Source organism: Enterobacter sp. CFEC122 (genome assembly GCF_052983755.1).
The window spans coordinates 79,200-99,536 of the sequence record NZ_JBRIQR010000011.1 but is presented as its reverse complement, the minus strand read 5'-3'; the positions used below and the strand labels follow the sequence as shown (position 1 = coordinate 99,536).

The window sequence follows — 20,337 nt, the reverse complement described above, 5'->3', positions numbered from 1 at the left end:
GCGGTTTTTTTATATCTACAGCGATTAACGATGCGCCAGTTCGGCGTCGTCTTCACTTTCCAGAATCGCTTTGTCGGTCTGCTTCAGCCACTGGCTGGTCAGCGTACCGGCGGTCATGGAGCCGCTGACGTTCAGCGCGGTACGGCCCATGTCGATCAACGGCTCAACGGAGATCAGCAGGGCAACCAGCGTCACGGGCAGGCCCAGCGCAGGCAGCACAATCAGCGCGGCGAAGGTAGCACCGCCGCCAACGCCCGCAACGCCTGCGGAGCTTACGGTGACAATCCCGACCAGCGTGGCGATCCAGACCGGATCCAGCGGGTTAATGCCGACTGTAGGAGCAACCATTACCGCCAGCATCGCCGGGTACAGACCCGCACAGCCGTTCTGACCAATGGTGGCACCAAAGGAGGCAGAGAAGCTGGCGATGGATTCAGGCACGCCCAGACGACGAGTCTGAGCTTCAACGTTCAGCGGAATAGACGCGGCGCTGGAACGGCTGGTGAAGGCAAAGGTCAGTACCGGCCAGACCTTACGGAAGTATTTCAGCGGGCTGACGCCGTTCACGCCCAGCAGGATGCCGTGTACCACGAACATAATGCCAAGGCCCAGGTAAGAGGCGACAACGAAGCTGCCCAGCTTAATGATGTCCTGCAGGTTAGAGCCGGCAACCACTTTGGTCATCAGCGCCAGCACGCCGTAAGGGGTGAGCTGCATGACCAGACGAACCAGCTTCATCACCCAGCTTTGCAGGGTATCAATCGCGGTCAGCACGCGTTCGCCTTTTGGCGCATCGTCTTTCAGCAGCTTCAGCGCCGCCACGCCCAGGAACGCGGCGAAAATAACCACGCTGATGATGGAGGTTGGGCTCGCACCGGTCAGGTCAGCAAACGGGTTCTTCGGAATGAAGGAGAGCACCATCTGCGGCACGGTCAGGTCAGCCACTTTACCGACGTAGTTGGTCTGAATCGCGGTCAGACGCGCCGTTTCAGCGGTACCCTGAACCAGACCTTCTGCGGTCAGGCCAAACAGGTTAGTGACCAGCACACCCACCAGCGCGGCAATCAGCGTGGTGAACAGTAGCGTACCAATGGTCAGGAAACTGATTTTTCCCAACTGGGTCGCGTTATGCAGGCGGGCAACGGCGCTCAGAATAGAGGCGAACACCAGCGGCATAACGATCATCTGCAGCAGCTGAACATAGCCGTTACCGACAATGTTGAACCACTGAATGGAATCTTTCAGTACTGGATTATCGGAGCCATAAATAGCCTGTAATGCCAGACCAAATACGACACCCATGGCCAGACCAACCAGCACCTTTTTCGCCAGGCTCCACTGTTTATGGCGCGCCTGCGCGAGAAGCAATAGCAATACAACGAACACAACGACGTTCGCGATGAGTGGAAAATTCATCCCCGTTCTCCTGATTTATTATCGGGTCGGTTTTTACCGATCCTGTTGGCGGAAGGTTAGCAGAAGTGTGATGTCGCGCTTATATCCAAATGGAATGGGTTATGACAAATGGGATAGTTTTGTTGGTTTACTGTTCAATCTGGTGATGAATAAAGCGATTGAACTGAAATTGCAGCGAATTAATCATCTGGGAAGACCAGCGGACTGCACTGTTTTCGGGCAACGTTTGCGGCATCCAGACGGCGTAAGCAAACAGCGCCATGCACAAGACGCGCTCAAGCTGGTTCCCTTTCTGCGGTGCGAGGATGGGAAAACGGAAGCGCCAGCGGCAGGGCCACAGCAGCGGTACGCCCGCAGGCGTCAGCATATCGGCCAGAATATGGCTCAGATAGCCCAGCACCATCCCCTGGATGGCATCACCGGGGACGATCCAGCTTTCGGGCACTTTTAAATAGAAAAGCGTCAGCAGGCCAAACACGGCCAGCAGGCTGTGCGTAAACCCCCGGTGGCCGAACGCGCGAGCGATGGGTTTCGACACCCACTTCAGGCGCTGTCCGAGGAAGGACTTGGGATGGTCAATGTCGGGCAGCAGACAGGTCAATACGGCGGAAGGGACGATATGCCACCAGTCCCCCTGTGCCAGCACGGGGGTGAGTTCAGCGTTTTTGGCAAATACTGCGCACGCGATAGAAAAAAGCAGGTGGCCTTCCGCCGTCATGATAAAACCCATAAAACTGTCAATTCATACAGTATAGGGTTTTTATACAGTAGGCGGAAGAGGTGACGGTGTAACTGTTTGTCACAAACTGCAGGAGGGTCTTAACCGCCCCGCAGGTGATGCGCCGTGAGTTCTGCCAGTGAAATCAGCTTCACATCGGCAAGGGCAAACCGGGGATCGTGGCGGCCTTCTTCCGCAGGCACCACAATGGAGCGCATCCGCGCGGCTTTAGACGCTATCATGCCGTTAACGGAATCTTCCAGCGCAACGCAGTTGAGGGGATCCACGCCGAGCTTAGCGGCACAGTCCAGATAGACCTGCGGGTGCGGCTTGCTGTAAGGCAATTTCTCAGCGGACGCCAGCGCGTCGAAACTGTCGCGCAGTTCAAACATGATGAGCACTTTTTCCAGCATATGCAGCGGTGACGCCGAGGCCAGGCCGACCTTGAGTCCCTGGGCTTTACACAGCGCGACGGCCTCACGTACGCCGGGCAGCAACGGCTTGCTCTCTTCTACCAGCGAAATGGCGCGGCTGATAATGCGCGCGGTCACTTCATCACGACCCGGTCCAGCCCACGGCTGTTGGGCATACCACAGGTCAACCACCATATCGATGCGCAGGCCCAGCGTATCGGGAAGGTCATTACGGCGGCTGATGTCCACGCCCAGGCTGGCCATGACCTCCAGTTCGGCGCGATCCCACAACGGTTCGGAATCGATCAGTAATCCATCCATGTCAAAAATTGCGGCAAGAATTTGGCGCGGTGTCGACATCACAACGTCTCCTTATCCAGGGTGTTCGACAGACGATAAGTGCTAAGCACACTCTGCAATTTAGCATATTGCTTTTAAAGAGCGGGCGAAATTGATGACCAGCAGGTAGACTTAGGCACAAATAACGCGTCTTTATGAAGAGGAACTGATGACGTATCAACAAGCTGGACGCATTGCGGTCTTAAAACGTATTGCTGGCTGGGTGATTTTTATTCCTGCCGTCATTTCTACGCTGATTTCTGTACTCAAATTTATGTACGATCACAGCGAAAAACAGCCGGGTATCAATGCGGTTATGCTTGATTTTGCGCATGTGATGATTGAGATGATGCGTTTTAATACGCCATTCTTGAATGTCTTCTGGTTTAACTCACCGACCCCGGATTTTCAGCATCAGCTGAATATCGGCTTTTGGGTGATCTACGCCCTGATCTTTGTTGCGCTGGCGCTGCAGGCCTCTGGCGCGCGAATGAGCCGTCAGACGCGCTTCTTACGCGAGGGCGTCGAGGACCAGCTCATTCTGGAGCAGGCCAAAGGCCCGGAAGGCATGAGCCGGGAGCAGATTGAATCCCGCATTGTTGTGCCGCGCCACACCATTTTCCTGCAAATCTTCCCGCTCTATATCCTTCCCGTGACTATCATTGTGGCAGGATACTTCTTCTTCTCACTGCTCGGTTTTCTGTAACCGATACGGGTGGCGGCAAAGCCACCCGTTCGCGTCTCAGGCGGCAAGCATGCGCTCAAGCGCCCGCTGGGCGTTAACCAGGTGTTCCCCACCAAAAAGTATGGCGCGGTTCATCAGCGTATAAAGCTGATACACCGGTTGACGATCGAGGAAGCCGGGCGGCAGGGGCGAAACCGACTGATACCCGTCGTATATCTGCGGCGGTTGTTCAGGATGCAGCGGCAGCATGGCAAGATCGCACTCACGGTCGCCCCAGTAGCAGGCCGGGTCGAAGATATAGGGGCCGTTGGGCCCCAGCGCGCAGTTATCGGACCACAAATCACCGTGGAGCAGAGACGCCTGAGGCTGGTGGGAGGCCAGGCGCTGCTGCACGTGCTCGACGATGGCATCAATATTGCCAAACTCCAGCCCTTTCTCGGCGGCAAGCTCAAGCTGCCAGCCAATGCGCTGCTCGGCAAAAAACGTCGACCAGCGACGCTGCCAGGCATTGGGCTGTGGCGTGGTGGAGAGATCGTTGTCAAAATCAAGGCCAAACTGCGGCTGGTCGCTCCACTGATGGAGGCGCGCTAGCTGCTGGCCAAGAATGAAAGCGTTATGGGCATCCAGCGGACGGGCGGGGAGATATTCCATGACCAGAAAACTGTAATCGCGGTCGCTACCGACGGCCAGAACCTGCGGGACCGTCACCGTTTTACTGCGCGACAACAGCTCCAGCTGATCGGCTTCGGCGGTAAATATCGGAAGCAGCTCGCGTTCATCGCATTTTACGAAGAGATCGCGCCCTGCGTAGCGTAAATGCCACGCGGCGTGGATCTCTCCGCCTGGCAGTTCGTTACGCAGTTCAATTTCACCTTCACCCAGCTGCTCACTTAAAAGATGACTGATAGCCTGCCACATGTTGACTCTCCCATGTTGTCTGCCAGATCATAAAGTTAGCGCATTATTGCGGTAAAAAAATACGAACTAACGCACACCTGAGCGGTTTAATTTCATACAGGGCACTTATTGTTCTTTTTTCTGCCAGCTTTCCCAGGTGTCGACGTCAATTTCGGCTGGCTTGTCGGTCACACTTTCCACCAGGCTGGCGGCCAGCGCATGGACCTCTTCTTTATTAAGCGCGCCGATCAGGCCAAATGTCAGAGTGCCTAAATCATGAATATTGCCTTCGTCATCCGTCAGGGTGAGGAGAAAATTAGCCCGGGTGAAGGCATTGTTGAGCTCATTTAGCTCGGTAAGCGATGCCTCATGAAGGTTGACGGTTACGACATAACGAGTGATGTCACCACTGCTCATAATTCACCTCATTGTTATCATGGAAGTTTTCTTAGCATAGTCGATAGTTTGCGTTTGGCGACTCGGGGATGACGTTCCCCTTCATGCAGATGAAGGGGAACAGACGTTAATTTCGGGACAGGTAATCGACGATTTTTTGCGTATCGGCCAGCGAACAGAGGCGCGTGCCCTGGTTGATGGTGGCGGCGCTACCCGCCGCCACGCCGTAGCGCGTCATCTCCAGCAGTGACGCACCCTGCGCAAGTTTAAGCGTCATCGCACCCACCATGCTGTCACCCGCGCCAACCGTGCTCTGGCTCTTCATCGGCGGTGGAACAACCTGAACGGACGACGTTTCATCGACGGCCAGTGCCCCCTGCGGACCGAGGGAAACCACCACGCGTCGCGCTTTGCCGCTGCGTACCAGCTCCTGCGCGGCGGTGCGCACATCGTCAGGCTGCGTCAAGTCTCGGTTGACCAGCGCGCTTAACTCTTTCTGGTTGGGTTTGACCAGCTCAAGATTGCCCGGCACTAAGGCCGCTTGCAGGGCCTCGCCGCTGCTGTCGACGATGCAGCGGATACCGCGTTGCTGCGCCGCCTGAATCAGCGCGGTTAATTTTTCCGTGCTGACGCCGGGCGGCAGGCTGCCGCTGACCACCAGCAGCGCGCCGCTTTCTATCGTCAGCACTTTCTCTTCAAGCTGACGAAACTCGTCATCGGTGAGTTTCGCGCCCGGCATGACAAACCGGTACTGCTCGCCGCTGGATTCCACGTGAACATGCAGGTTTTGCCGCGTCCAGTCTTTCGCCTCGACGGTCTCTACGGCCACCTGTTCATCTGCAAGCAGGGAGACCAGGTGTTCACCGGTAGCACCGCCTGCGGGGAAAATGGCCGTGGCTTTGCCGCCGAGGTGGGTAATGGCGCGCGCCACGTTGATACCGCCACCGCCGGGCTCAAAGACCGGGGCGCTACAGCGCAATTTACCTTCCGGATAAATCTGCGGCGTCAGGGTGGCGGAATCAAGGGAAGGGGAGAGCGTCAGGGTGTAGATAGGTACCATCATTACCTCCTTTTAGCATGGGTTCCTTTTAGTCTGGCACCATTTGTCAGGAAGGCAATGTAAATAACAGTATGATTTTAAATATGAATAGTGAATAAAAGTGAGGCCGGAGACATATAAAATAAAACGCTTTTTGGGATCGTTCTTATTCAAAAAATGAAATAAGAAAACATTGCTATGTTATTTGCGGCTTTTTATAATTTGTTACCTTTCTCTGGACGCCTTGTCATTGATCCTCAAGAAAGATTCCGGGACCGTGTGGTCTCTTTTTTTGTTGTACGGACTCCTTAATAAAATGAAGCTTTTAAAGACAGTGCCCGCTGCACTGATGCTGGCGGGTGGCGTGTTTGCGGCTATGAACGCGACCGCCGATGATTCCGTTTTTACTGTCATGGACGATCCCTCCACCGCGAAAAAACCGTTTGAAGGCAACCTGAACGCGGGGTACCTGGCACAATCCGGTAACACCAAAAGCTCTTCTCTGACGGCGGACAGTACGCTCACCTGGTACGGTAATACCACCGCCTGGTCTCTGTGGGGTAATGCCAGCAATACGTCCGCTAATGACGAACGCTCTTCCGAGAAATATGCGGTAGGCGGACGTAGCCGTTACAACATGACCGACTATGACTACCTGTTTGGTCAGGCAAGCTGGTTAACCGACCGTTACAATGGTTATCGCCAGCGTGACGTGTTCACCGCGGGTTATGGTCGTCAGTTCCTGAACGGTCCGGTACACAGCCTCCGTTTTGAATTCGGTCCCGGTGTGCGTTATGACGAGTACACCAATGGCGATACCAAAACTCAACCGCTCGGTTACGCTTCTGGTACCTATGCCTGGCAGATGACTGATAACACCAAATTTACACAGGGTGTTTCTGTATTTGGTGCCGACGACACGACGCTGAACTCTGAGACGGCGCTCAACGTGGCCATCAACGAACACTTTGGTCTGAAAGTCGCCTACAACGTGACCTGGAACTCTTCACCACCAGAGTCTGCACCGGATCATACCGACCGCAGAACCACGGTTTCACTGGGTTATAGAATGTAATAAAAACGGGCCGATGATAATGTCGGCCCGTTTATTCTCTCTGATCTTGTGACGTCCCTTCTGATGAGCTCTACTCGCCCCTAACCCCAAATCATCGCTGCCCAACGGAGTAACAGCATTGCGCCGCATATGGCAATCAGCACCAGCACCATTTTCCAGTGTTTTACGGCAAATCGTTTTGTTGGCATAACCTAATCCTTGTTCGTTGATATCCACAGTCTACCAAACAGGGCCTGAATATGCCCCTTCGCAGGAACGATTGGGTTATGCCAGCATAGGGGGCGGTTCAGAACCAGTGGAATCGTTCGGCGAGAATCAACAATAAACCTGTGGCGGAAAGGATGTTCAATATCACAACCGTTCTACTGGATACGTTCATGGTATGCACCTTTGGGTTTAAAGACCTGTTCAAGAGTAGCTCTGCATTTCTAAATTGCGAGCGCCGGGAATATGCAACCTGCAAATTCATGCGAAAGTGCCAGCACATCAATCTGCCAGCAGAGGGTGCAATCTCCCTTTTGTTAGTGTTAACATTGCAAGGCTTGCCGTATATCCGGCGTTGTCTGATTTTCCGGCAGGTGAATGATGACGAACCAATTTGACGATTGTTGGTCAGATGGTGTCGTAATCTATTGTCAAATCACGATTATTTTCTTTGTATATGCTCTTATGTGTGGGGCATCACTGCAAATAAGGATATAAAATGCCTGTAATTACTCTTCCTGATGGCAGCCAACGCCATTTCGACCGCGCTGTTAGCCCAATGGATGTTGCCCTGGACATCGGTCCTGGTCTCGCGAAAGCGACCATCGCCGGCCGTGTCAACGGTGAGCTGGTGGATGCCTCCGATCTGATCGAAAACGATGCAACACTGGCCATCATCACCGCAAAAGATGAAGAAGGTCTGGAGATCATTCGTCACTCCTGCGCGCACCTGTTGGGCCATGCCATCAAACAGCTGTGGCCAAACACCAAAATGGCGATCGGTCCGGTTATCGATAATGGTTTCTACTACGACGTTGACCTTGACCATACCCTGACTCAGGAAGATATCGACGCGCTCGAAAAACGTATGCACGAGCTCGCCGAAACGAACTATGACGTCATCAAGAAGAAAGTCAGCTGGCACGAAGCGCGTGAAACCTTCGTGAAGCGCGGCGAGAGCTATAAAGTCTCGATTCTTGACGAAAACATTTCGCATGATGACAAGCCTGGCTTGTACCATCACGAAGAATACGTCGACATGTGCCGTGGACCGCACGTGCCGAACATGCGCTTCTGTCATCACTTTAAGCTGATGAAGATCGCAGGCGCCTACTGGCGCGGCGACAGCAACAACAAGATGTTGCAGCGTATCTATGGTACCGCATGGGCCGATAAAAAAGCCCTGAACGCTTACCTGCTGCGCCTGGAAGAGGCCGCGAAGCGTGACCACCGTAAAATCGGCAAGCAGCTTGACCTGTACCACATGCAGGAAGAAGCGCCGGGTATGGTGTTCTGGCATAACGACGGCTGGACCATCTTCCGTGAACTGGAAACCTTCGTACGCTCCAAGCTGAAAGAGTACCAGTATCAGGAAGTGAAAGGCCCGTTCATGATGGACCGTGTGCTGTGGGAAAAAACCGGCCACTGGGACAACTACAAGGATGCGATGTTCACCACCTCCTCTGAGAACCGTGAATACTGCATCAAGCCAATGAACTGCCCGGGCCACGTTCAGATCTTCAATCAGGGTCTGAAATCCTACCGCGACCTGCCGCTGCGTATGGCGGAGTTCGGTAGCTGCCACCGTAACGAGCCATCAGGTGCGCTGCACGGTCTGATGCGCGTGCGTGGCTTTACGCAGGATGATGCGCATATCTTCTGTACCGAAGATCAGGTCCGTGATGAAGTTAACGCCTGTATTCGTATGGTCTACGATATGTACAGCACCTTTGGCTTCGAGAAGATCGTGGTCAAACTCTCAACGCGTCCGGAAAAACGTATCGGTAGCGATGAGACCTGGGATCGCGCAGAAGCGGATCTCGCCGTGGCGCTGGAAGAGAACGGCATTCCGTTCGAATACCAGCTGGGCGAGGGCGCATTCTACGGTCCGAAAATTGAATTTACCCTGTATGACTGCCTCGATCGCGCATGGCAGTGCGGTACTGTACAGCTGGACTTCTCCCTGCCGCAGCGTTTAAGCGCCTCTTATGTTGGCGAAGACAACGAGCGTCAGGTGCCGGTAATGATTCACCGCGCCATTCTCGGTTCTCTGGAGCGCTTCATCGGCATCCTGACCGAAGAGTTCGCCGGCTTCTTCCCAACCTGGCTTGCGCCGGTGCAGGTGGTGGTGATGAACATTACCGATTCTCAGGCAGATTACGTTAAAGAATTGACGCAGAAACTACAAAATGCGGGCATTCGCGTAAAAGCAGACTTGAGAAATGAGAAGATTGGCTTTAAAATCCGCGAGCACACTTTACGTCGTGTCCCGTATATGTTGGTCTGTGGTGATAAAGAGGTGGAAGCAGGCAAAGTTGCCGTTCGCACCCGCCGTGGTAAAGACCTGGGCAGCCTGGACGTAAGTGAAGTGATTGAGAAGCTGCAACAAGAGATTCGCAGCCGCAGTCTTCAACAACTGGAGGAATAAGGTATTAAAGGCGGAAAACGAGTTCAAACGGCACGTCCGAATCGTATCAATGGCGAGATTCGCGCCCAGGAAGTTCGCTTAACAGGTCTGGAAGGCGAGCAGCTGGGGATTGTGAGTCTGAGAGAAGCAATCGAAAAGGCTGAAGAAGCTGGAGTAGATTTAGTTGAAATCAGCCCTAACGCCGAACCGCCAGTTTGTCGTATCATGGACTACGGCAAGTTCCTTTATGAAAAGAGTAAGTCTTCTAAGGAACAGAAGAAGAAGCAAAAAGTTATCCAGGTTAAGGAAATTAAATTCCGTCCTGGTACCGACGATGGCGATTATCAGGTAAAACTCCGCAGCCTGATTCGCTTTCTGGAAGATGGCGATAAGGCCAAGATCACACTGCGTTTCCGCGGTCGTGAGATGGCCCACCAACAGATTGGTATGGAAGTGCTTAACCGCGTCCGTGACGATCTGAGTGAACTGGCAGTAGTCGAATCCTTCCCTACGAAGATCGAAGGCCGCCAGATGATCATGGTGCTCGCTCCTAAGAAGAAACAGTAAGGCCTTCAAGCAGCAAAATCTGTGGAGCCTTCGGGTTTCATAGGTTTTGTTCGCCTATGTTTCGTTTATTTAACAATGCGAAGTGGAAGTTATTAAAATGCCAAAAATTAAGACCGTACGCGGTGCTGCTAAGCGCTTCAAAAAAACCGGTAAAGGTGGTTTTAAGCACAAGCACGCTAACCTGCGTCACATTCTGACTAAGAAAGCTACCAAGCGTAAACGTCACCTGCGTCCAAAAGCCATGGTTTCTAAAGGCGATCTGGGCCTAGTCATCGCGTGCCTGCCGTACGCATAAGTCGTTTCGTTTAACTTTTTTAACTTAGAATAGATACAGGAGAGCACACATGGCTCGCGTAAAACGGGGTGTAATTGCACGTGCACGTCACAAGAAAATTTTGAAACAAGCTAAAGGCTACTACGGTGCGCGTTCACGCGTATACCGCGTTGCCTTCCAGGCTGTTATCAAAGCAGGTCAGTACGCTTACCGTGACCGTCGTCAGCGTAAGCGTCAGTTCCGTCAACTGTGGATTGCGCGTATCAACGCAGCAGCACGTCAGAACGGTATTTCTTACAGCAAATTCATCAACGGCCTGAAAAAAGCCTCTGTTGAAATCGACCGTAAGATCCTGGCTGACATCGCAGTATTCGACAAAGTAGCGTTCACCGCTCTGGTCGAAAAAGCGAAAGCAGCACTGGCATAAGCCAGTTGAGAGAGGGGGCCTGGCTCCCTCTTTTCATATAACCCTGTAAGAAGATTGACATTTACCCGTGCAGGCTTTTCAATAAGGTCTCAACGGTTTTTACCCAACAAGGTAACGCAAGCATGAATGCTGCTATTTTCCGCTTCTTCTTTTACTTTAGCACCTGACCTCAGGAGGCTAGCGCGTGAAAGATGAAACGAAAAACAGCGCCAGATAAGCCTCCCGATGGAGGCTTTTTTTGTGCCTGAATTTGAGAGAATAACTCCACCAAATCGGTGTCTGCACCGACATAATGAGGAAAATCATGTCACATCTCGCAGAGCTGGTTGCCAGTGCAACAGCCGCCATTAATCAGGCCTCAGATGTTGCCGCGTTAGACAATGTCCGCGTCGAATATCTTGGGAAGAAAGGGCACCTGACCCTTCAAATGACAACCCTGCGTGAGCTGCCGCCAGAAGAGCGCCCGGCAGCGGGGGCGGTGATTAACGAAGCCAAAGAGCAGGTACAGCAGGCGCTGAACGCACGCAAAGCCGAGCTGGAAAGCGCGGTGCTGAATGCGCGTCTGGCCGCAGAGACGATCGACGTTTCTCTGCCGGGTCGCCGCATCGAGAACGGCGGTCTGCACCCGGTTACCCGCACCATCGATCGCATTGAAAGTTTCTTCGGTGAGCTCGGCTTTACCGTGGCGACTGGCCCGGAAATCGAAGATGATTATCACAACTTCGATGCTCTGAACATTCCTGGCCATCATCCGGCACGCGCTGACCACGACACTTTCTGGTTCGACGCGACGCGTCTGCTGCGTACCCAGACCTCCGGCGTTCAGATCCGTACCATGAAGGATCAGGCGCCGCCAATCCGTATTATCGCGCCGGGCCGTGTCTATCGTAACGACTACGATCAGACCCACACCCCAATGTTCCACCAGATGGAAGGTCTGATTGTTGATAAAAACATCAGCTTCACCAACCTGAAAGGCACGCTGCACGATTTCCTGAACAACTTCTTTGAGGAAGATCTGCAGGTTCGTTTCCGTCCGTCCTACTTCCCGTTCACCGAACCGTCTGCGGAAGTTGACGTGATGGGCAAAAACGGCAAATGGCTGGAAGTGCTGGGCTGCGGCATGGTGCATCCAAACGTCCTGCGCAACGTGGGTATCGATCCGGAAGTTTACTCCGGCTTCGCCTTCGGTATGGGCATGGAGCGTCTGACCATGCTGCGCTATGGCGTCACCGACTTACGTGCATTCTTCGAAAACGATCTGCGTTTCCTCAAACAGTTTAAATAAGGGCAGGACAGAACAATGAAATTCAGTGAACTGTGGTTACGCGAGTGGGTGAACACCACGCTGGACAGCGACGCGCTTTCTAACCAGATCACCATGGCAGGTCTGGAAGTGGACGGCGTTGAGCCGGTTTCAGGGGCATTCAACGGCGTGGTCGTCGGCGAAGTGGTAGAGTGCGGCCAGCACCCTAACGCGGACAAACTGCGCGTAACAAAAGTAAACGTAGGCGGCGACCGTCTGCTGGATATCGTCTGCGGTGCGCCAAACTGCCGCCAGGGGCTGAAAGTGGCCGTGGCGACCGTCGGTGCGGTACTGCCGGGCGATTTCAAAATCAAAGCGGCTAAGCTGCGCGGCGAGCCGTCTGAAGGCATGCTGTGTTCCTTCTCCGAGCTGGGTATTTCCGACGATCACAACGGCATCATTGAGCTGCCGCTGGATGCGCCAATCGGCACTGACATCCGCGAATACCTGAAGCTTGATGACAACACCATAGAAATCAGCGTCACGCCAAACCGCGCTGACTGCTTAGGGATCATCGGCGTGGCGCGCGACGTTGCCGTGCTGAACCAGACCGAGCTGAACGCGCCGGAGATCGCCCCGGTTGAAGCGACCATCAGTGACGTGCTGCCTATCCAGGTTGACGCTGCGGATGCCTGCCCGCGCTACCTCGGTCGCGTGGTGAAAGGCATCAATGTGAAAGCGCCAACCCCGCTGTGGATGAAAGAGAAGCTGCGCCGCTGCGGTATCCGCTCTATCGATGCCGTGGTTGACGTGACTAACTACGTTCTGCTGGAACTGGGCCAGCCAATGCACGCCTTCGATAAAGATCGTATCGAAGGCGGTATTGTGGTGCGCATGGCGAAAGAGGGCGAAACCCTGGTTCTTCTGGACGGCACCGAAGCGAAACTGAACGCCGACACCCTGGTGATTGCTGACCACAGCAAAGCGCTGGCAATGGGCGGTATCTTCGGAGGCGAGCATTCAGGCGTCAACGACGAAACGCAAAACGTCCTGCTGGAGTGCGCGTTCTTCAGCCCGCTTTCCATCACTGGTCGCGCACGCCGTCACGGACTGCACACCGATGCGTCCCACCGCTACGAGCGCGGCGTGGATCCTGCGCTGCAATACAAAGCGATGGAGCGTGCGACTCGCCTGCTGATCGACATCTGCGGCGGCGAAGCGGGCCCGGTTATCGACGTCACCAACGAAGCCACGCTGCCGAAGCGTGCGACCATCACCCTGCGTCGCAGTAAGCTGGATCGCCTGATTGGGCACCACGTTGCCGACGCGCAGGTGACCGATATTCTGAAGCGTCTGGGTTGCGACGTAACCGAAGGTCAGGACGAGTGGAAAGCCGTTGCGCCGTCATGGCGTTTCGACATGGAAATTGAAGAAGATCTGGTGGAAGAAGTGGCCCGTGTTTATGGCTACAACAACATCCCTGACGAGCCTGTGCAGGCAGGTCTGGTGATGGGCACCCACCGTGAAGCCGACCTGTCCCTGAAGCGTGTGAAAACCATGCTGAACGACAAAGGCTATCAGGAAGTGATCACCTACAGCTTTGTTGATCCAAAGCTGCAGCAGCTGATCCACCCGGGTCAGGAAGCGCTGATCCTGCCAAGCCCAATTTCCAGCGAAATGTCCGCGATGCGTCTGTCCCTGTGGACGGGCCTGCTGGGCACTATCGTTTACAACCAGAATCGCCAGCAAAACCGCGTGCGAATTTTCGAAAGCGGTTTGCGCTTTGTACCGGATAATCAGGCAAATTTAGGCATCCGTCAGGATCTCATGCTGGCTGGCGCCATCAGCGGTAACCGTTATGAAGAGCACTGGGACCTGGCAAAAGGCACGGTTGATTTCTACGATATGAAGGGCGATCTGGAAGCGATTCTGGATCTGACCGGTAAATTATCTGAAATTGAATTCCGCGCAGAAGCCATTCCGGCCCTGCATCCAGGCCAGAGCGCCGCCCTCTATTTAGACGGCAAACGCATTGGTTTTATTGGGGTTGTTCACCCTGAGCTGGAGCGTAAACTGGACCTGAATGGCCGTACCATCGTGTTTGAGCTGGAATGGAACCTGGTGGCAGACCGCGTGATTCCTCAGGCTCAGGACGTCTCCCGCTTCCCGGCAAACCGCCGTGATATCGCGGTTGTGGTCGCGGAAAATGTGCCCGCAGCAGATATTTTGGCCGAATGTAAGAAAGTTGGCGTAAATCAGGTAGTTGGCGTAAACTTATTTGACGTGTACCGCGGCAAGGGCGTAGCAGAGGGCTTTAAGAGCCTGGCTATCAGCCTGATCCTTCAGGATACCAGCCGTACACTCGAAGAAGAGGAGATTGCCGCTACCGTCGCCAAATGTGTAGAGGCATTAAAAGAGCGATTCCAGGCATCATTGAGGGATTGAACCTATGGCGCTTACAAAAGCTGAAATGTCAGAATATCTGTTTGATAAGCTTGGGCTTAGCAAACGGGATGCCAAAGAGCTGGTAGAGCTGTTTTTCGAAGAGATCCGTCGTGCTCTGGAAAATGGTGAGCAGGTAAAACTCTCCGGCTTTGGCAATTTTGATTTGCGAGACAAAAACCAACGTCCGGGCCGCAACCCGAAGACGGGGGAAGATATTCCCATTACAGCCCGCCGCGTGGTGACCTTCAGACCCGGCCAGAAGTTAAAAAGCCGTGTCGAAAACGCAACGCCCAAAGCAGAGTAATATGAACTAACTAAAAAGGCCGCCCACGCGGCCTTTTTTCTTTGCGCTCTCAGGCAAACCCGCCGTAAAATCAATTACATCTCTCGCTACGAAAACCGTAAACATGCTTGATTATGTCCATCTCCAGCACCGTTCCGATCGGCGTCACCTGCTTTTTCTGGTGCTGCTGCTCATTGCCGCCGCAGGCGTTAGCCTCTGCGCCGGTGACCGGTGGATAGGGCCCGAAAGCTGGTGGGGACCTGACGGACAGCTCTTCGTCTGGCAAATTCGTCTGCCGCGTACCGTCGCGGTGATGCTGGTGGGGGCCGCGCTGGCGCTGTGCGGCACCATTATGCAGGCGTTGTTTGAGAATCCTCTGGCGGAGCCCGGGCTGCTCGGCGTGTCTAACGGTGCGGGCGTGGGGCTGATTGCAGCGGTGATGCTGGGCGGAGGAGAACTCTCCGGCTGGAGCATTAGCCTGAGCGCGATCCTTGGCGCATTACTGATAACGCTCATCCTTCTTCGTTTTGCCAGACGGCACTTATCGACCAGCCGTCTGCTGCTTGCCGGCGTGGCGCTGGGGATCATCTGTAGCGCGCTGATGACCTGGGCGGTCTACTTCTCGACCTCTTTTGACCTTCGGCAGCTCATGTACTGGATGATGGGCGGCTTTGGCGGCGTCGACTGGCAGCAGGGCTGGCTGATGGCGCTGCTGGTGCCGGTCATCGTGTGGGCTGCCCTGCAGGCGCAGCCGTTGAATATGCTCGCGCTGGGTGAAACCTCAGCCCGCCAGCTGGGCATGCCGATTTGGTTCTGGCGTAATGTGCTGGTCATCGCCATTGGCTGGCTGGTCGGCGTCAGCGTGGCTCTGGCGGGCGCGATTGGCTTTATCGGTCTGGTGATTCCGCATATGCTCCGACTGTGCGGAATCACGGACCATCGAACCTTGCTTCCGGCCTCGGCGGTTGCCGGGGCCGTCACGCTGCTGGTGGCCGACATCATCGCCAGGCTTGCCCTGACGGCCGCAGAGCTGCCCATTGGCGTGGTGACCGCCACGCTGGGCGCGCCGGTCTTTATCTGGCTACTATTAAAAGCTGGACGTTAAATCGACAACCTGAGGAAATGCTATGCAGTCAGATATCCTGAATACTGAAGTGACCACCATTGATGGCGATAAAACCACGCTGGAAGGCTACAAAGGCAATGTGTTGCTGATTGTCAACGTGGCATCCAAATGCGGCCTGACGCCGCAGTACGAGCAGCTGGAAAACATTCAGAAGGCCTGGGAGAAAGACGGTTTTACCGTGCTGGGCTTCCCCTGCAACCAGTTCCTGGGGCAGGAGCCGGGCAGCGAAGAGGAAATTAAAACCTTCTGCAGCACTACCTACGGCGTAACGTTCCCGCTGTTCAGCAAAATCGATGTCAACGGTGAAGACCGCCATCCGCTGTATGCGAAGCTGATCGCTGCCGCACCGAAAGCCGTCGCGCCGGAAGGCAGCGGTTTTTATGAACGCATGGCCAGCAAAGGCCGCGCGCCGCTTTATCCGGACGATATACTGTGGAACTTTGAAAAATTCCTGATAGGTCGCGACGGCCAGGTCGTACAGCGTTTTTCACCGGATATGACCCCTGAAGATCCGATCGTCATGGAATCGATCAAGCTGGCGCTGGCGAAATAATGTCGCTGCTGATGCAGCTCACGGACGTTGCCGAGAAGGGACGTCTGGAGCCGATAACCGGCGCCGTCAATGCGGGAGAAATCCTGCATCTTGTCGGGCCAAACGGCGCAGGAAAGAGCACGCTGCTGGCACGGATGGCAGGCATGACTGCCGGAGAAGGGCAGATAATGTTGCTGGAGCATACGCTGGCCGAGTGGTCGCCGGTCTCGCTGGCGCATCGGCGCAGCTATCTCGTGCAGCAGCAGGTGCCCCCCTTTGCGATGCCGGTCTGGCACTATCTGATGCTGCATTTGCACGACAAACATTCTACGGCACTGCTGACGGACGTGGCCGCGGCGCTGGGGCTGGAGGATAAACTCTCCCGGCATGTCAGCCAGCTATCCGGCGGCGAATGGCAGCGGGTGCGTCTGGCGGCTGTTATTGTTCAGATCCACCCGGCCGGTAATCCTCATGGGCGGATGCTGCTTCTCGATGAACCGATGAGCGGTCTGGATGTGGCGCAGCAGGCGGCCCTGGATACCCTGCTAAGTGCGCTCAGCCGAAAAGGCATCGCCGTGGTGATGAGCAGTCATGACCTCAACCACACCTTGCGTCATGCCCACCGGGTGTGGCTGCTGTCGCAGGGGAAGATGATCGCCAGCGGTACGCGTGATCAGGTTCTTACGCCGCCCAATCTTGCCCGCGCGTACAACATGTCGTTCCGCAGGCTGGATATTGAGGGCCATAAGATGCTGATTTCGACCGGGCAGGAGTAAGCGTTTCTTGCCTGCGAGCACAATTGCACGCTAAATTACGAAAAGAACAAAAAAAGCAGAGGATTCGTCTGAAAATGCGATTCTGGTTTCTCCTGATGGCCGCACTTTTTCTTGCGGGATGCAGTAGCCATCGTGCACCGCCGCCTAACCCACGGCTTTCAGATTCGATCACCGTCATTGCCAGCCTCAACGATCAGCTGAGCAACTGGCGCGGCACGCCTTATCGCTACGGCGGCATGAGCCGTGGCGGTGTAGATTGCTCAGGCTTCGTTCTGATGACGTTTCGCGACAAGTTTGATTTACAGCTGCCGCGTGAAACGCGTAAACAGGCAGAAATCGGCACGGAAATTGATAAAGACGACCTCCTGCCCGGGGACCTGGTTTTCTTCAAAACCGGATCGGGGGAAAGCGGACTTCATGTGGGCATTTATGATACTGACAACCAGTTCATTCACGCCTCGACGAGCCGCGGCGTGATGCGCTCTTCTCTTGATAATGTTTACTGGCGTAAAAATTTCTGGCAGGCACGACGTATATAATCTTCGTCGTATACCTCTCTTATGACGGCATGGTAGCGAATAACATGCCGTTTTTTCTCAAATAAGATGATTAAAGTTAAATTTACCTAAAATTAGCGAATTCCTCATGTATCTGTTTTATCTAAAACTGGCTATTATTTTGCAACCAGGATAAGATTATTTTAGATTCAGGGAGAAATCTGAAAATTAATACGGAACTAATGAAATTAATCTTATTAAAATCAAGACAGTGGAATTGTGTCGGCAATTGCTCCAGGATGTCCTCTCTCATCTTTAATGCGGGGCGAGTGCAATGATAATTACGCTAGATAATGCTTACCAGTCTGAACTGCTGCTTTTGCCTGCCCGTAATAGCGCAGGGGAGCTTAAAGGTTTAGAAATTCTGGTCAACTTTACTGGCGTCGACAGCGATGTGCGGATCCCCACTGAGCTTGTTATCCCACGACTTTCAGCGGCTGAAGAGTTAGCGCTGTTTAACGAAAAACTGCAATTGCTTGATACCTGCAAACTGTTTTTTATTCAGCATCAGTTAATTGCATGGATCAATATTACCCCTGCAATAGTTGAATTTTTATTAAGTAATGGAAACGCTGTTTCAATTCTTGAGCGTTATCCGTTTCTTGAGTTTACTGTTAATGAGAATTATCCAGGTTTAAATAACGGAAAGGACGATCTTCAGCTGGCGAGAATGGCAATCCATTTCCCATTGGTGCTGGCAAACTTTGGTGCAGGCGCTGCATCGCTCAAAGCGGTGTATGATGGATTATTTAAACGGGTTATTCTCGATAAAGGCTTCATTCAGCAGCGTGCTACAGAGCTCTCTTTTGAGCCATTTATGCGCGCCATCCTCTGGCAAATCACGCCGCACTGCCAGTCTGTGATTGTCTCGGGCATTGACGATCACGGTCTGCTGCAGCGCGTGTTGCCCTTTAATTTTGGCGCCATGCAGGGAACGCTCTGGCCTGCCGTCTCGGCGGAACACGTCACTACGCTGGTTCAGCAGCGATAACCCTTGCTTTCGCCCGTGTTTAAGTCCGGGTAAACCCTCTACACTAAAAGCAGGAGGACTTATGACCCTGTCTTTTACTGCTCACTGGCATGACGAGTTGCCGGGATTTTATACTGCACTCAAACCCACACCGTTACAAAATTCACGCCTTATCTGGCATAACGATCGGCTGGCAGAAGAGCTGGCCATTCCGCCTGAGCTGTTTCAGCGTTCAGGGAGCGCTGGCGTCTGGGGAGGCGAAACGCTGCTCGCCGGTATGCAACCCCTTGCTCAGGTCTATAGCGGGCATCAGTTTGGCGTCTGGGCTGGGCAACTGGGCGACGGCAGGGGGATCCTGCTCGGTGAACAACAGCTTCCCAACGGGGAGACGGTTGACTGGCACCTGAAAGGTGCGGGCCTGACGCCCTATTCGCGGATGGGCGACGGGCGTGCGGTTCTGCGTTCAACGATTCGCGAATGCCTGGGCTCCGAAGCGATGCATGCCCTCGGTATCCCCACCACCCGTGCGCTGTCGATCGTGACCAGCGACACGCCGGTTGCGCGCGAAACCGTGGAAAAGGGCGCAATGCTGATGCGCATTGCGCAAAGCCATCTGCGCTTCGGTCATTTTGAACACTTTTACTATCGCCGCGAGCCGGACAAGGTGCGCCAGCTGGCTGACTTTGCCATTCGTCACCACTGGGCGCATTTGCAGGACGACGCGGATAAATACGTTCTCTGGTTCAGGGACGTGGTGGCCCGTACCGCAGCCCTGATTGCTCGCTGGCAAACGGTAGGTTTTGCCCATGGCGTCATGAATACGGACAACATGTCGCTTCTCGGGTTGACCTTTGACTACGGCCCGTTTGGTTTCCTGGATGATTATCAGCCAGGGTACATCTGTAACCACTCCGACTATCAGGGGCGCTACAGTTTTGACAATCAGCCCGCGGTGGGCCTGTGGAACCTGCAGCGGCTTGCGCAAACCCTGTCGCCGTTCATCGACGTTGATGCCCTCAATGATGCGCTCGACAGCTATCAGGCGATCTTACTGCGAGAGTATGGCTCGCTGATGCGCAACAAGCTGGGGCTAGTCACGCAGGAGAAGGGCGATAACGACATCCTCAATGGCCTGTTTGCCCTGATGGCGCGCGAGGGCAGCGATTACACGCGCACCTTCCGGATGCTGGGCCAGACGGAGCAGCACAGTGCCGCCTCGCCGCTGCGCGATGAGTTTATTGACAGACAGGCGTTTGACGACTGGTTTGCATCGTACCGCGCGCGGCTGCAGCAGGAGCAGGTGGATGATGCGACCCGCCAGGCGCAGATGAACGCTACGAACCCGGCGATGGTGTTGCGCAACTGGCTGGCGCAGCGGGCGATTGAGCAGGCCGAGCAGGGCGAGTACGACGAGTTACACCGTCTGCACGTGGCGTTGCGCACGCCGTTTGCCGACCGGGATGATGATTACGTCAGCCGCCCGCCTGACTGGGGCAAGCGGCTGGAGGTCAGTTGCTCAAGCTAGTGTCTGGCCGGAGTCGGCGT

Annotated in this window: 24 protein-coding genes and 1 other annotated feature; of the genes, 16 read left to right on the top strand and 8 right to left on the bottom strand. The window is 54.5% G+C overall.

What is annotated here, in order from left to right; translation table 11 throughout:
- Window positions 1–24: 24 nt before the first annotated feature.
- The 3 genes from tcyP to hxpB form a co-directional block, all read right to left on the bottom strand.
- Window positions 25–1,416, bottom strand: a complete 1,392-nt coding sequence (tcyP, locus tag ACVCAM_RS10065; protein ID WP_008500667.1) for a cystine/sulfocysteine:cation symporter — start codon at window positions 1,414–1,416, stop codon at window positions 25–27.
- 127 nt (window positions 1,417–1,543) lie between these two features.
- Window positions 1,544–2,134, bottom strand: a complete 591-nt coding sequence (locus ACVCAM_RS10060) for a metal-dependent hydrolase (protein WP_032644865.1) — start codon at window positions 2,132–2,134, stop codon at window positions 1,544–1,546.
- 101 nt (window positions 2,135–2,235) lie between these two features.
- Entirely contained in the window at window positions 2,236–2,907 is a 672-nt protein-coding gene (gene hxpB, locus ACVCAM_RS10055) for a hexitol phosphatase HxpB (RefSeq protein ID WP_447093582.1), read from the bottom strand.
- A 148-nt stretch (window positions 2,908–3,055) separates the two neighbouring features.
- Here hxpB and ACVCAM_RS10050 point away from each other — a divergent pair, with 148 nt between their 5' ends.
- A complete protein-coding gene (locus ACVCAM_RS10050) occupies window positions 3,056–3,592 on the top strand; it encodes a YniB family protein (protein ID WP_025911676.1) in 537 nt (178 codons plus the stop codon).
- A gap of 36 nt (window positions 3,593–3,628) precedes the next feature.
- Here the strand turns inward: ACVCAM_RS10050 and ACVCAM_RS10045 are convergent, their stop codons facing one another.
- From ACVCAM_RS10045 to pfkB, 3 genes are all read right to left on the bottom strand, one after another.
- Window positions 3,629–4,489: a fructosamine kinase family protein gene (locus ACVCAM_RS10045; RefSeq protein ID WP_008500662.1), complete on the bottom strand. Its 861-nt coding sequence runs from the start codon at window positions 4,487–4,489 to the stop codon at window positions 3,629–3,631.
- Window positions 4,490–4,594: 105 nt separating this feature from the next.
- A complete protein-coding gene (gene ghoS / locus ACVCAM_RS10040) occupies window positions 4,595–4,885 on the bottom strand; it encodes a type V toxin-antitoxin system endoribonuclease antitoxin GhoS (protein ID WP_021241079.1) in 291 nt (96 codons plus the stop codon).
- A 106-nt stretch (window positions 4,886–4,991) separates the two neighbouring features.
- A complete protein-coding gene (gene pfkB / locus ACVCAM_RS10035) occupies window positions 4,992–5,924 on the bottom strand; it encodes a 6-phosphofructokinase II (protein WP_008500660.1) in 933 nt (310 codons plus the stop codon).
- Between the two features lie 295 nt (window positions 5,925–6,219).
- Here pfkB and ACVCAM_RS10030 point away from each other — a divergent pair, with 295 nt between their 5' ends.
- Window positions 6,220–6,978: a DUF481 domain-containing protein gene (locus ACVCAM_RS10030; RefSeq protein ID WP_021241081.1), complete on the top strand. Its 759-nt coding sequence runs from the start codon at window positions 6,220–6,222 to the stop codon at window positions 6,976–6,978.
- An 80-nt stretch (window positions 6,979–7,058) separates the two neighbouring features.
- Here ACVCAM_RS10030 and yniD read toward each other — a convergent pair whose 3' ends face one another.
- Both yniD and yncL read right to left on the bottom strand, forming a co-directional pair.
- Window positions 7,059–7,166: a small membrane protein YniD gene (gene yniD / locus ACVCAM_RS10025; protein ID WP_008500658.1), complete on the bottom strand. Its 108-nt coding sequence runs from the start codon at window positions 7,164–7,166 to the stop codon at window positions 7,059–7,061.
- Window positions 7,167–7,264: 98 nt separating this feature from the next.
- Window positions 7,265–7,357, bottom strand: a complete 93-nt coding sequence (gene yncL, locus ACVCAM_RS10020) for a stress response membrane protein YncL (RefSeq protein ID WP_021241082.1) — start codon at window positions 7,355–7,357, stop codon at window positions 7,265–7,267.
- A 324-nt stretch (window positions 7,358–7,681) separates the two neighbouring features.
- Between yncL and thrS the strand changes: the two genes are divergently transcribed.
- The 14 genes from thrS to selO all read left to right on the top strand — a co-directional run bounded on the left by thrS (window position 7,682) and on the right by selO (window position 20,317).
- Window positions 7,682–9,610, top strand: coding sequence for a threonine--tRNA ligase (thrS, locus tag ACVCAM_RS10015; protein WP_008500657.1), 1,929 nt, complete (start codon window positions 7,682–7,684; stop codon window positions 9,608–9,610).
- 3 nt (window positions 9,611–9,613) lie between these two features.
- On the top strand, window positions 9,614–10,156 hold the full coding sequence (infC, locus tag ACVCAM_RS10010; protein ID WP_023616141.1) for a translation initiation factor IF-3: 543 nt from the start codon (window positions 9,614–9,616) through the stop codon (window positions 10,154–10,156).
- Window positions 10,157–10,253: 97 nt separating this feature from the next.
- Entirely contained in the window at window positions 10,254–10,451 is a 198-nt protein-coding gene (gene rpmI, locus ACVCAM_RS10005; protein WP_001124225.1) for a 50S ribosomal protein L35, read from the top strand.
- Window positions 10,452–10,500: 49 nt separating this feature from the next.
- Window positions 10,501–10,857, top strand: coding sequence for a 50S ribosomal protein L20 (gene rplT / locus ACVCAM_RS10000; protein ID WP_000124850.1), 357 nt, complete (start codon window positions 10,501–10,503; stop codon window positions 10,855–10,857).
- Window positions 10,858–10,974: 117 nt separating this feature from the next.
- Window positions 10,975–11,099: a sequence feature (Phe leader region), on the top strand.
- Window positions 10,980–11,024 carry a pheST operon leader peptide PheM gene (gene pheM, locus ACVCAM_RS09995; protein ID WP_001386830.1) on the top strand — a complete coding sequence of 15 codons (45 nt, stop codon included), beginning with the start codon at window positions 10,980–10,982 and terminating at the stop codon, window positions 11,022–11,024. (Overlaps the previous feature by 45 nt.)
- A gap of 62 nt (window positions 11,100–11,161) precedes the next feature.
- Window positions 11,162–12,145 (top strand): phenylalanine--tRNA ligase subunit alpha, encoded by a 984-nt coding sequence (pheS, locus tag ACVCAM_RS09990; RefSeq protein ID WP_021241084.1) that lies wholly within the window; start codon window positions 11,162–11,164, stop codon window positions 12,143–12,145.
- Window positions 12,146–12,160: 15 nt separating this feature from the next.
- Window positions 12,161–14,548 (top strand): phenylalanine--tRNA ligase subunit beta, encoded by a 2,388-nt coding sequence (pheT, locus tag ACVCAM_RS09985; RefSeq protein WP_008500654.1) that lies wholly within the window; start codon window positions 12,161–12,163, stop codon window positions 14,546–14,548.
- Window positions 14,549–14,552: 4 nt separating this feature from the next.
- A complete protein-coding gene (ihfA, locus tag ACVCAM_RS09980) occupies window positions 14,553–14,852 on the top strand; it encodes an integration host factor subunit alpha (protein ID WP_003857805.1) in 300 nt (99 codons plus the stop codon).
- 103 nt (window positions 14,853–14,955) lie between these two features.
- Window positions 14,956–15,936, top strand: a complete 981-nt coding sequence (gene btuC / locus ACVCAM_RS09975) for a vitamin B12 ABC transporter permease BtuC (protein WP_025911666.1) — start codon at window positions 14,956–14,958, stop codon at window positions 15,934–15,936.
- A gap of 22 nt (window positions 15,937–15,958) precedes the next feature.
- The gene (locus ACVCAM_RS09970) at window positions 15,959–16,510 is read left to right on the top strand and encodes a glutathione peroxidase (RefSeq protein WP_021241087.1); all 552 of its coding nucleotides are present in this window, start codon (window positions 15,959–15,961) and stop codon (window positions 16,508–16,510) included.
- Window positions 16,510–17,265: a vitamin B12 ABC transporter ATP-binding protein BtuD gene (gene btuD / locus ACVCAM_RS09965; RefSeq protein ID WP_008500651.1), complete on the top strand. Its 756-nt coding sequence runs from the start codon at window positions 16,510–16,512 to the stop codon at window positions 17,263–17,265. The genes ACVCAM_RS09970 and btuD overlap by 1 nt, the downstream gene beginning before the upstream one ends.
- A 74-nt stretch (window positions 17,266–17,339) precedes the next feature.
- Window positions 17,340–17,804, top strand: a complete 465-nt coding sequence (locus ACVCAM_RS09960; protein ID WP_008500650.1) for an NlpC/P60 family protein — start codon at window positions 17,340–17,342, stop codon at window positions 17,802–17,804.
- A 292-nt stretch (window positions 17,805–18,096) separates the two neighbouring features.
- Complete coding sequence (locus tag ACVCAM_RS09955; protein ID WP_025911663.1) at window positions 18,097–18,813, top strand: EAL domain-containing protein; 717 nt, start codon at window positions 18,097–18,099, stop codon at window positions 18,811–18,813.
- A gap of 61 nt (window positions 18,814–18,874) precedes the next feature.
- Window positions 18,875–20,317, top strand: coding sequence for a protein adenylyltransferase SelO (gene selO / locus ACVCAM_RS09950; protein WP_025911661.1), 1,443 nt, complete (start codon window positions 18,875–18,877; stop codon window positions 20,315–20,317).
- Window positions 20,318–20,337 lie beyond the last annotated feature (20 nt).

Bases quoted from the DNA above. Each gene is read 5' to 3' on its own strand.
- thrS (WP_008500657.1), top strand. From the start codon at position 7,682: ATGCCTGTAATTACTCTTCCTGATGGCAGCCAACGCCATTTCGACCGC.
- ACVCAM_RS09970 (WP_021241087.1), top strand. From the start codon at position 15,959: ATGCAGTCAGATATCCTGAATACTGAAGTGACCACCATTGATGGCGAT.
- ACVCAM_RS09960 (WP_008500650.1), top strand. From the start codon at position 17,340: ATGCGATTCTGGTTTCTCCTGATGGCCGCACTTTTTCTTGCGGGATGC.
- ihfA (WP_003857805.1), top strand. From the start codon at position 14,553: ATGGCGCTTACAAAAGCTGAAATGTCAGAATATCTGTTTGATAAGCTT.
- btuC (WP_025911666.1), top strand. From the start codon at position 14,956: ATGCTTGATTATGTCCATCTCCAGCACCGTTCCGATCGGCGTCACCTG.
- selO (WP_025911661.1), top strand. From the start codon at position 18,875: ATGACCCTGTCTTTTACTGCTCACTGGCATGACGAGTTGCCGGGATTT.
- pfkB (WP_008500660.1), bottom strand. From the start codon at position 5,924: ATGGTACCTATCTACACCCTGACGCTCTCCCCTTCCCTTGATTCCGCC.
- ACVCAM_RS09955 (WP_025911663.1), top strand. From the start codon at position 18,097: ATGATAATTACGCTAGATAATGCTTACCAGTCTGAACTGCTGCTTTTG.
- rpmI (WP_001124225.1), top strand. From the start codon at position 10,254: ATGCCAAAAATTAAGACCGTACGCGGTGCTGCTAAGCGCTTCAAAAAA.
- ACVCAM_RS10050 (WP_025911676.1), top strand. From the start codon at position 3,056: ATGACGTATCAACAAGCTGGACGCATTGCGGTCTTAAAACGTATTGCT.
- pheT (WP_008500654.1), top strand. From the start codon at position 12,161: ATGAAATTCAGTGAACTGTGGTTACGCGAGTGGGTGAACACCACGCTG.
- ACVCAM_RS10045 (WP_008500662.1), bottom strand. From the start codon at position 4,489: ATGTGGCAGGCTATCAGTCATCTTTTAAGTGAGCAGCTGGGTGAAGGT.
- tcyP (WP_008500667.1), bottom strand. From the start codon at position 1,416: ATGAATTTTCCACTCATCGCGAACGTCGTTGTGTTCGTTGTATTGCTA.
- yncL (WP_021241082.1), bottom strand. From the start codon at position 7,357: ATGAACGTATCCAGTAGAACGGTTGTGATATTGAACATCCTTTCCGCC.
- btuD (WP_008500651.1), top strand. From the start codon at position 16,510: ATGTCGCTGCTGATGCAGCTCACGGACGTTGCCGAGAAGGGACGTCTG.
- hxpB (WP_447093582.1), bottom strand. From the start codon at position 2,907: ATGTCGACACCGCGCCAAATTCTTGCCGCAATTTTTGACATGGATGGA.
- ACVCAM_RS10060 (WP_032644865.1), bottom strand. From the start codon at position 2,134: ATGACGGCGGAAGGCCACCTGCTTTTTTCTATCGCGTGCGCAGTATTT.
- ACVCAM_RS10030 (WP_021241081.1), top strand. From the start codon at position 6,220: ATGAAGCTTTTAAAGACAGTGCCCGCTGCACTGATGCTGGCGGGTGGC.
- pheS (WP_021241084.1), top strand. From the start codon at position 11,162: ATGTCACATCTCGCAGAGCTGGTTGCCAGTGCAACAGCCGCCATTAAT.
- yniD (WP_008500658.1), bottom strand. From the start codon at position 7,166: ATGCCAACAAAACGATTTGCCGTAAAACACTGGAAAATGGTGCTGGTG.
- rplT (WP_000124850.1), top strand. From the start codon at position 10,501: ATGGCTCGCGTAAAACGGGGTGTAATTGCACGTGCACGTCACAAGAAA.
- ghoS (WP_021241079.1), bottom strand. From the start codon at position 4,885: ATGAGCAGTGGTGACATCACTCGTTATGTCGTAACCGTCAACCTTCAT.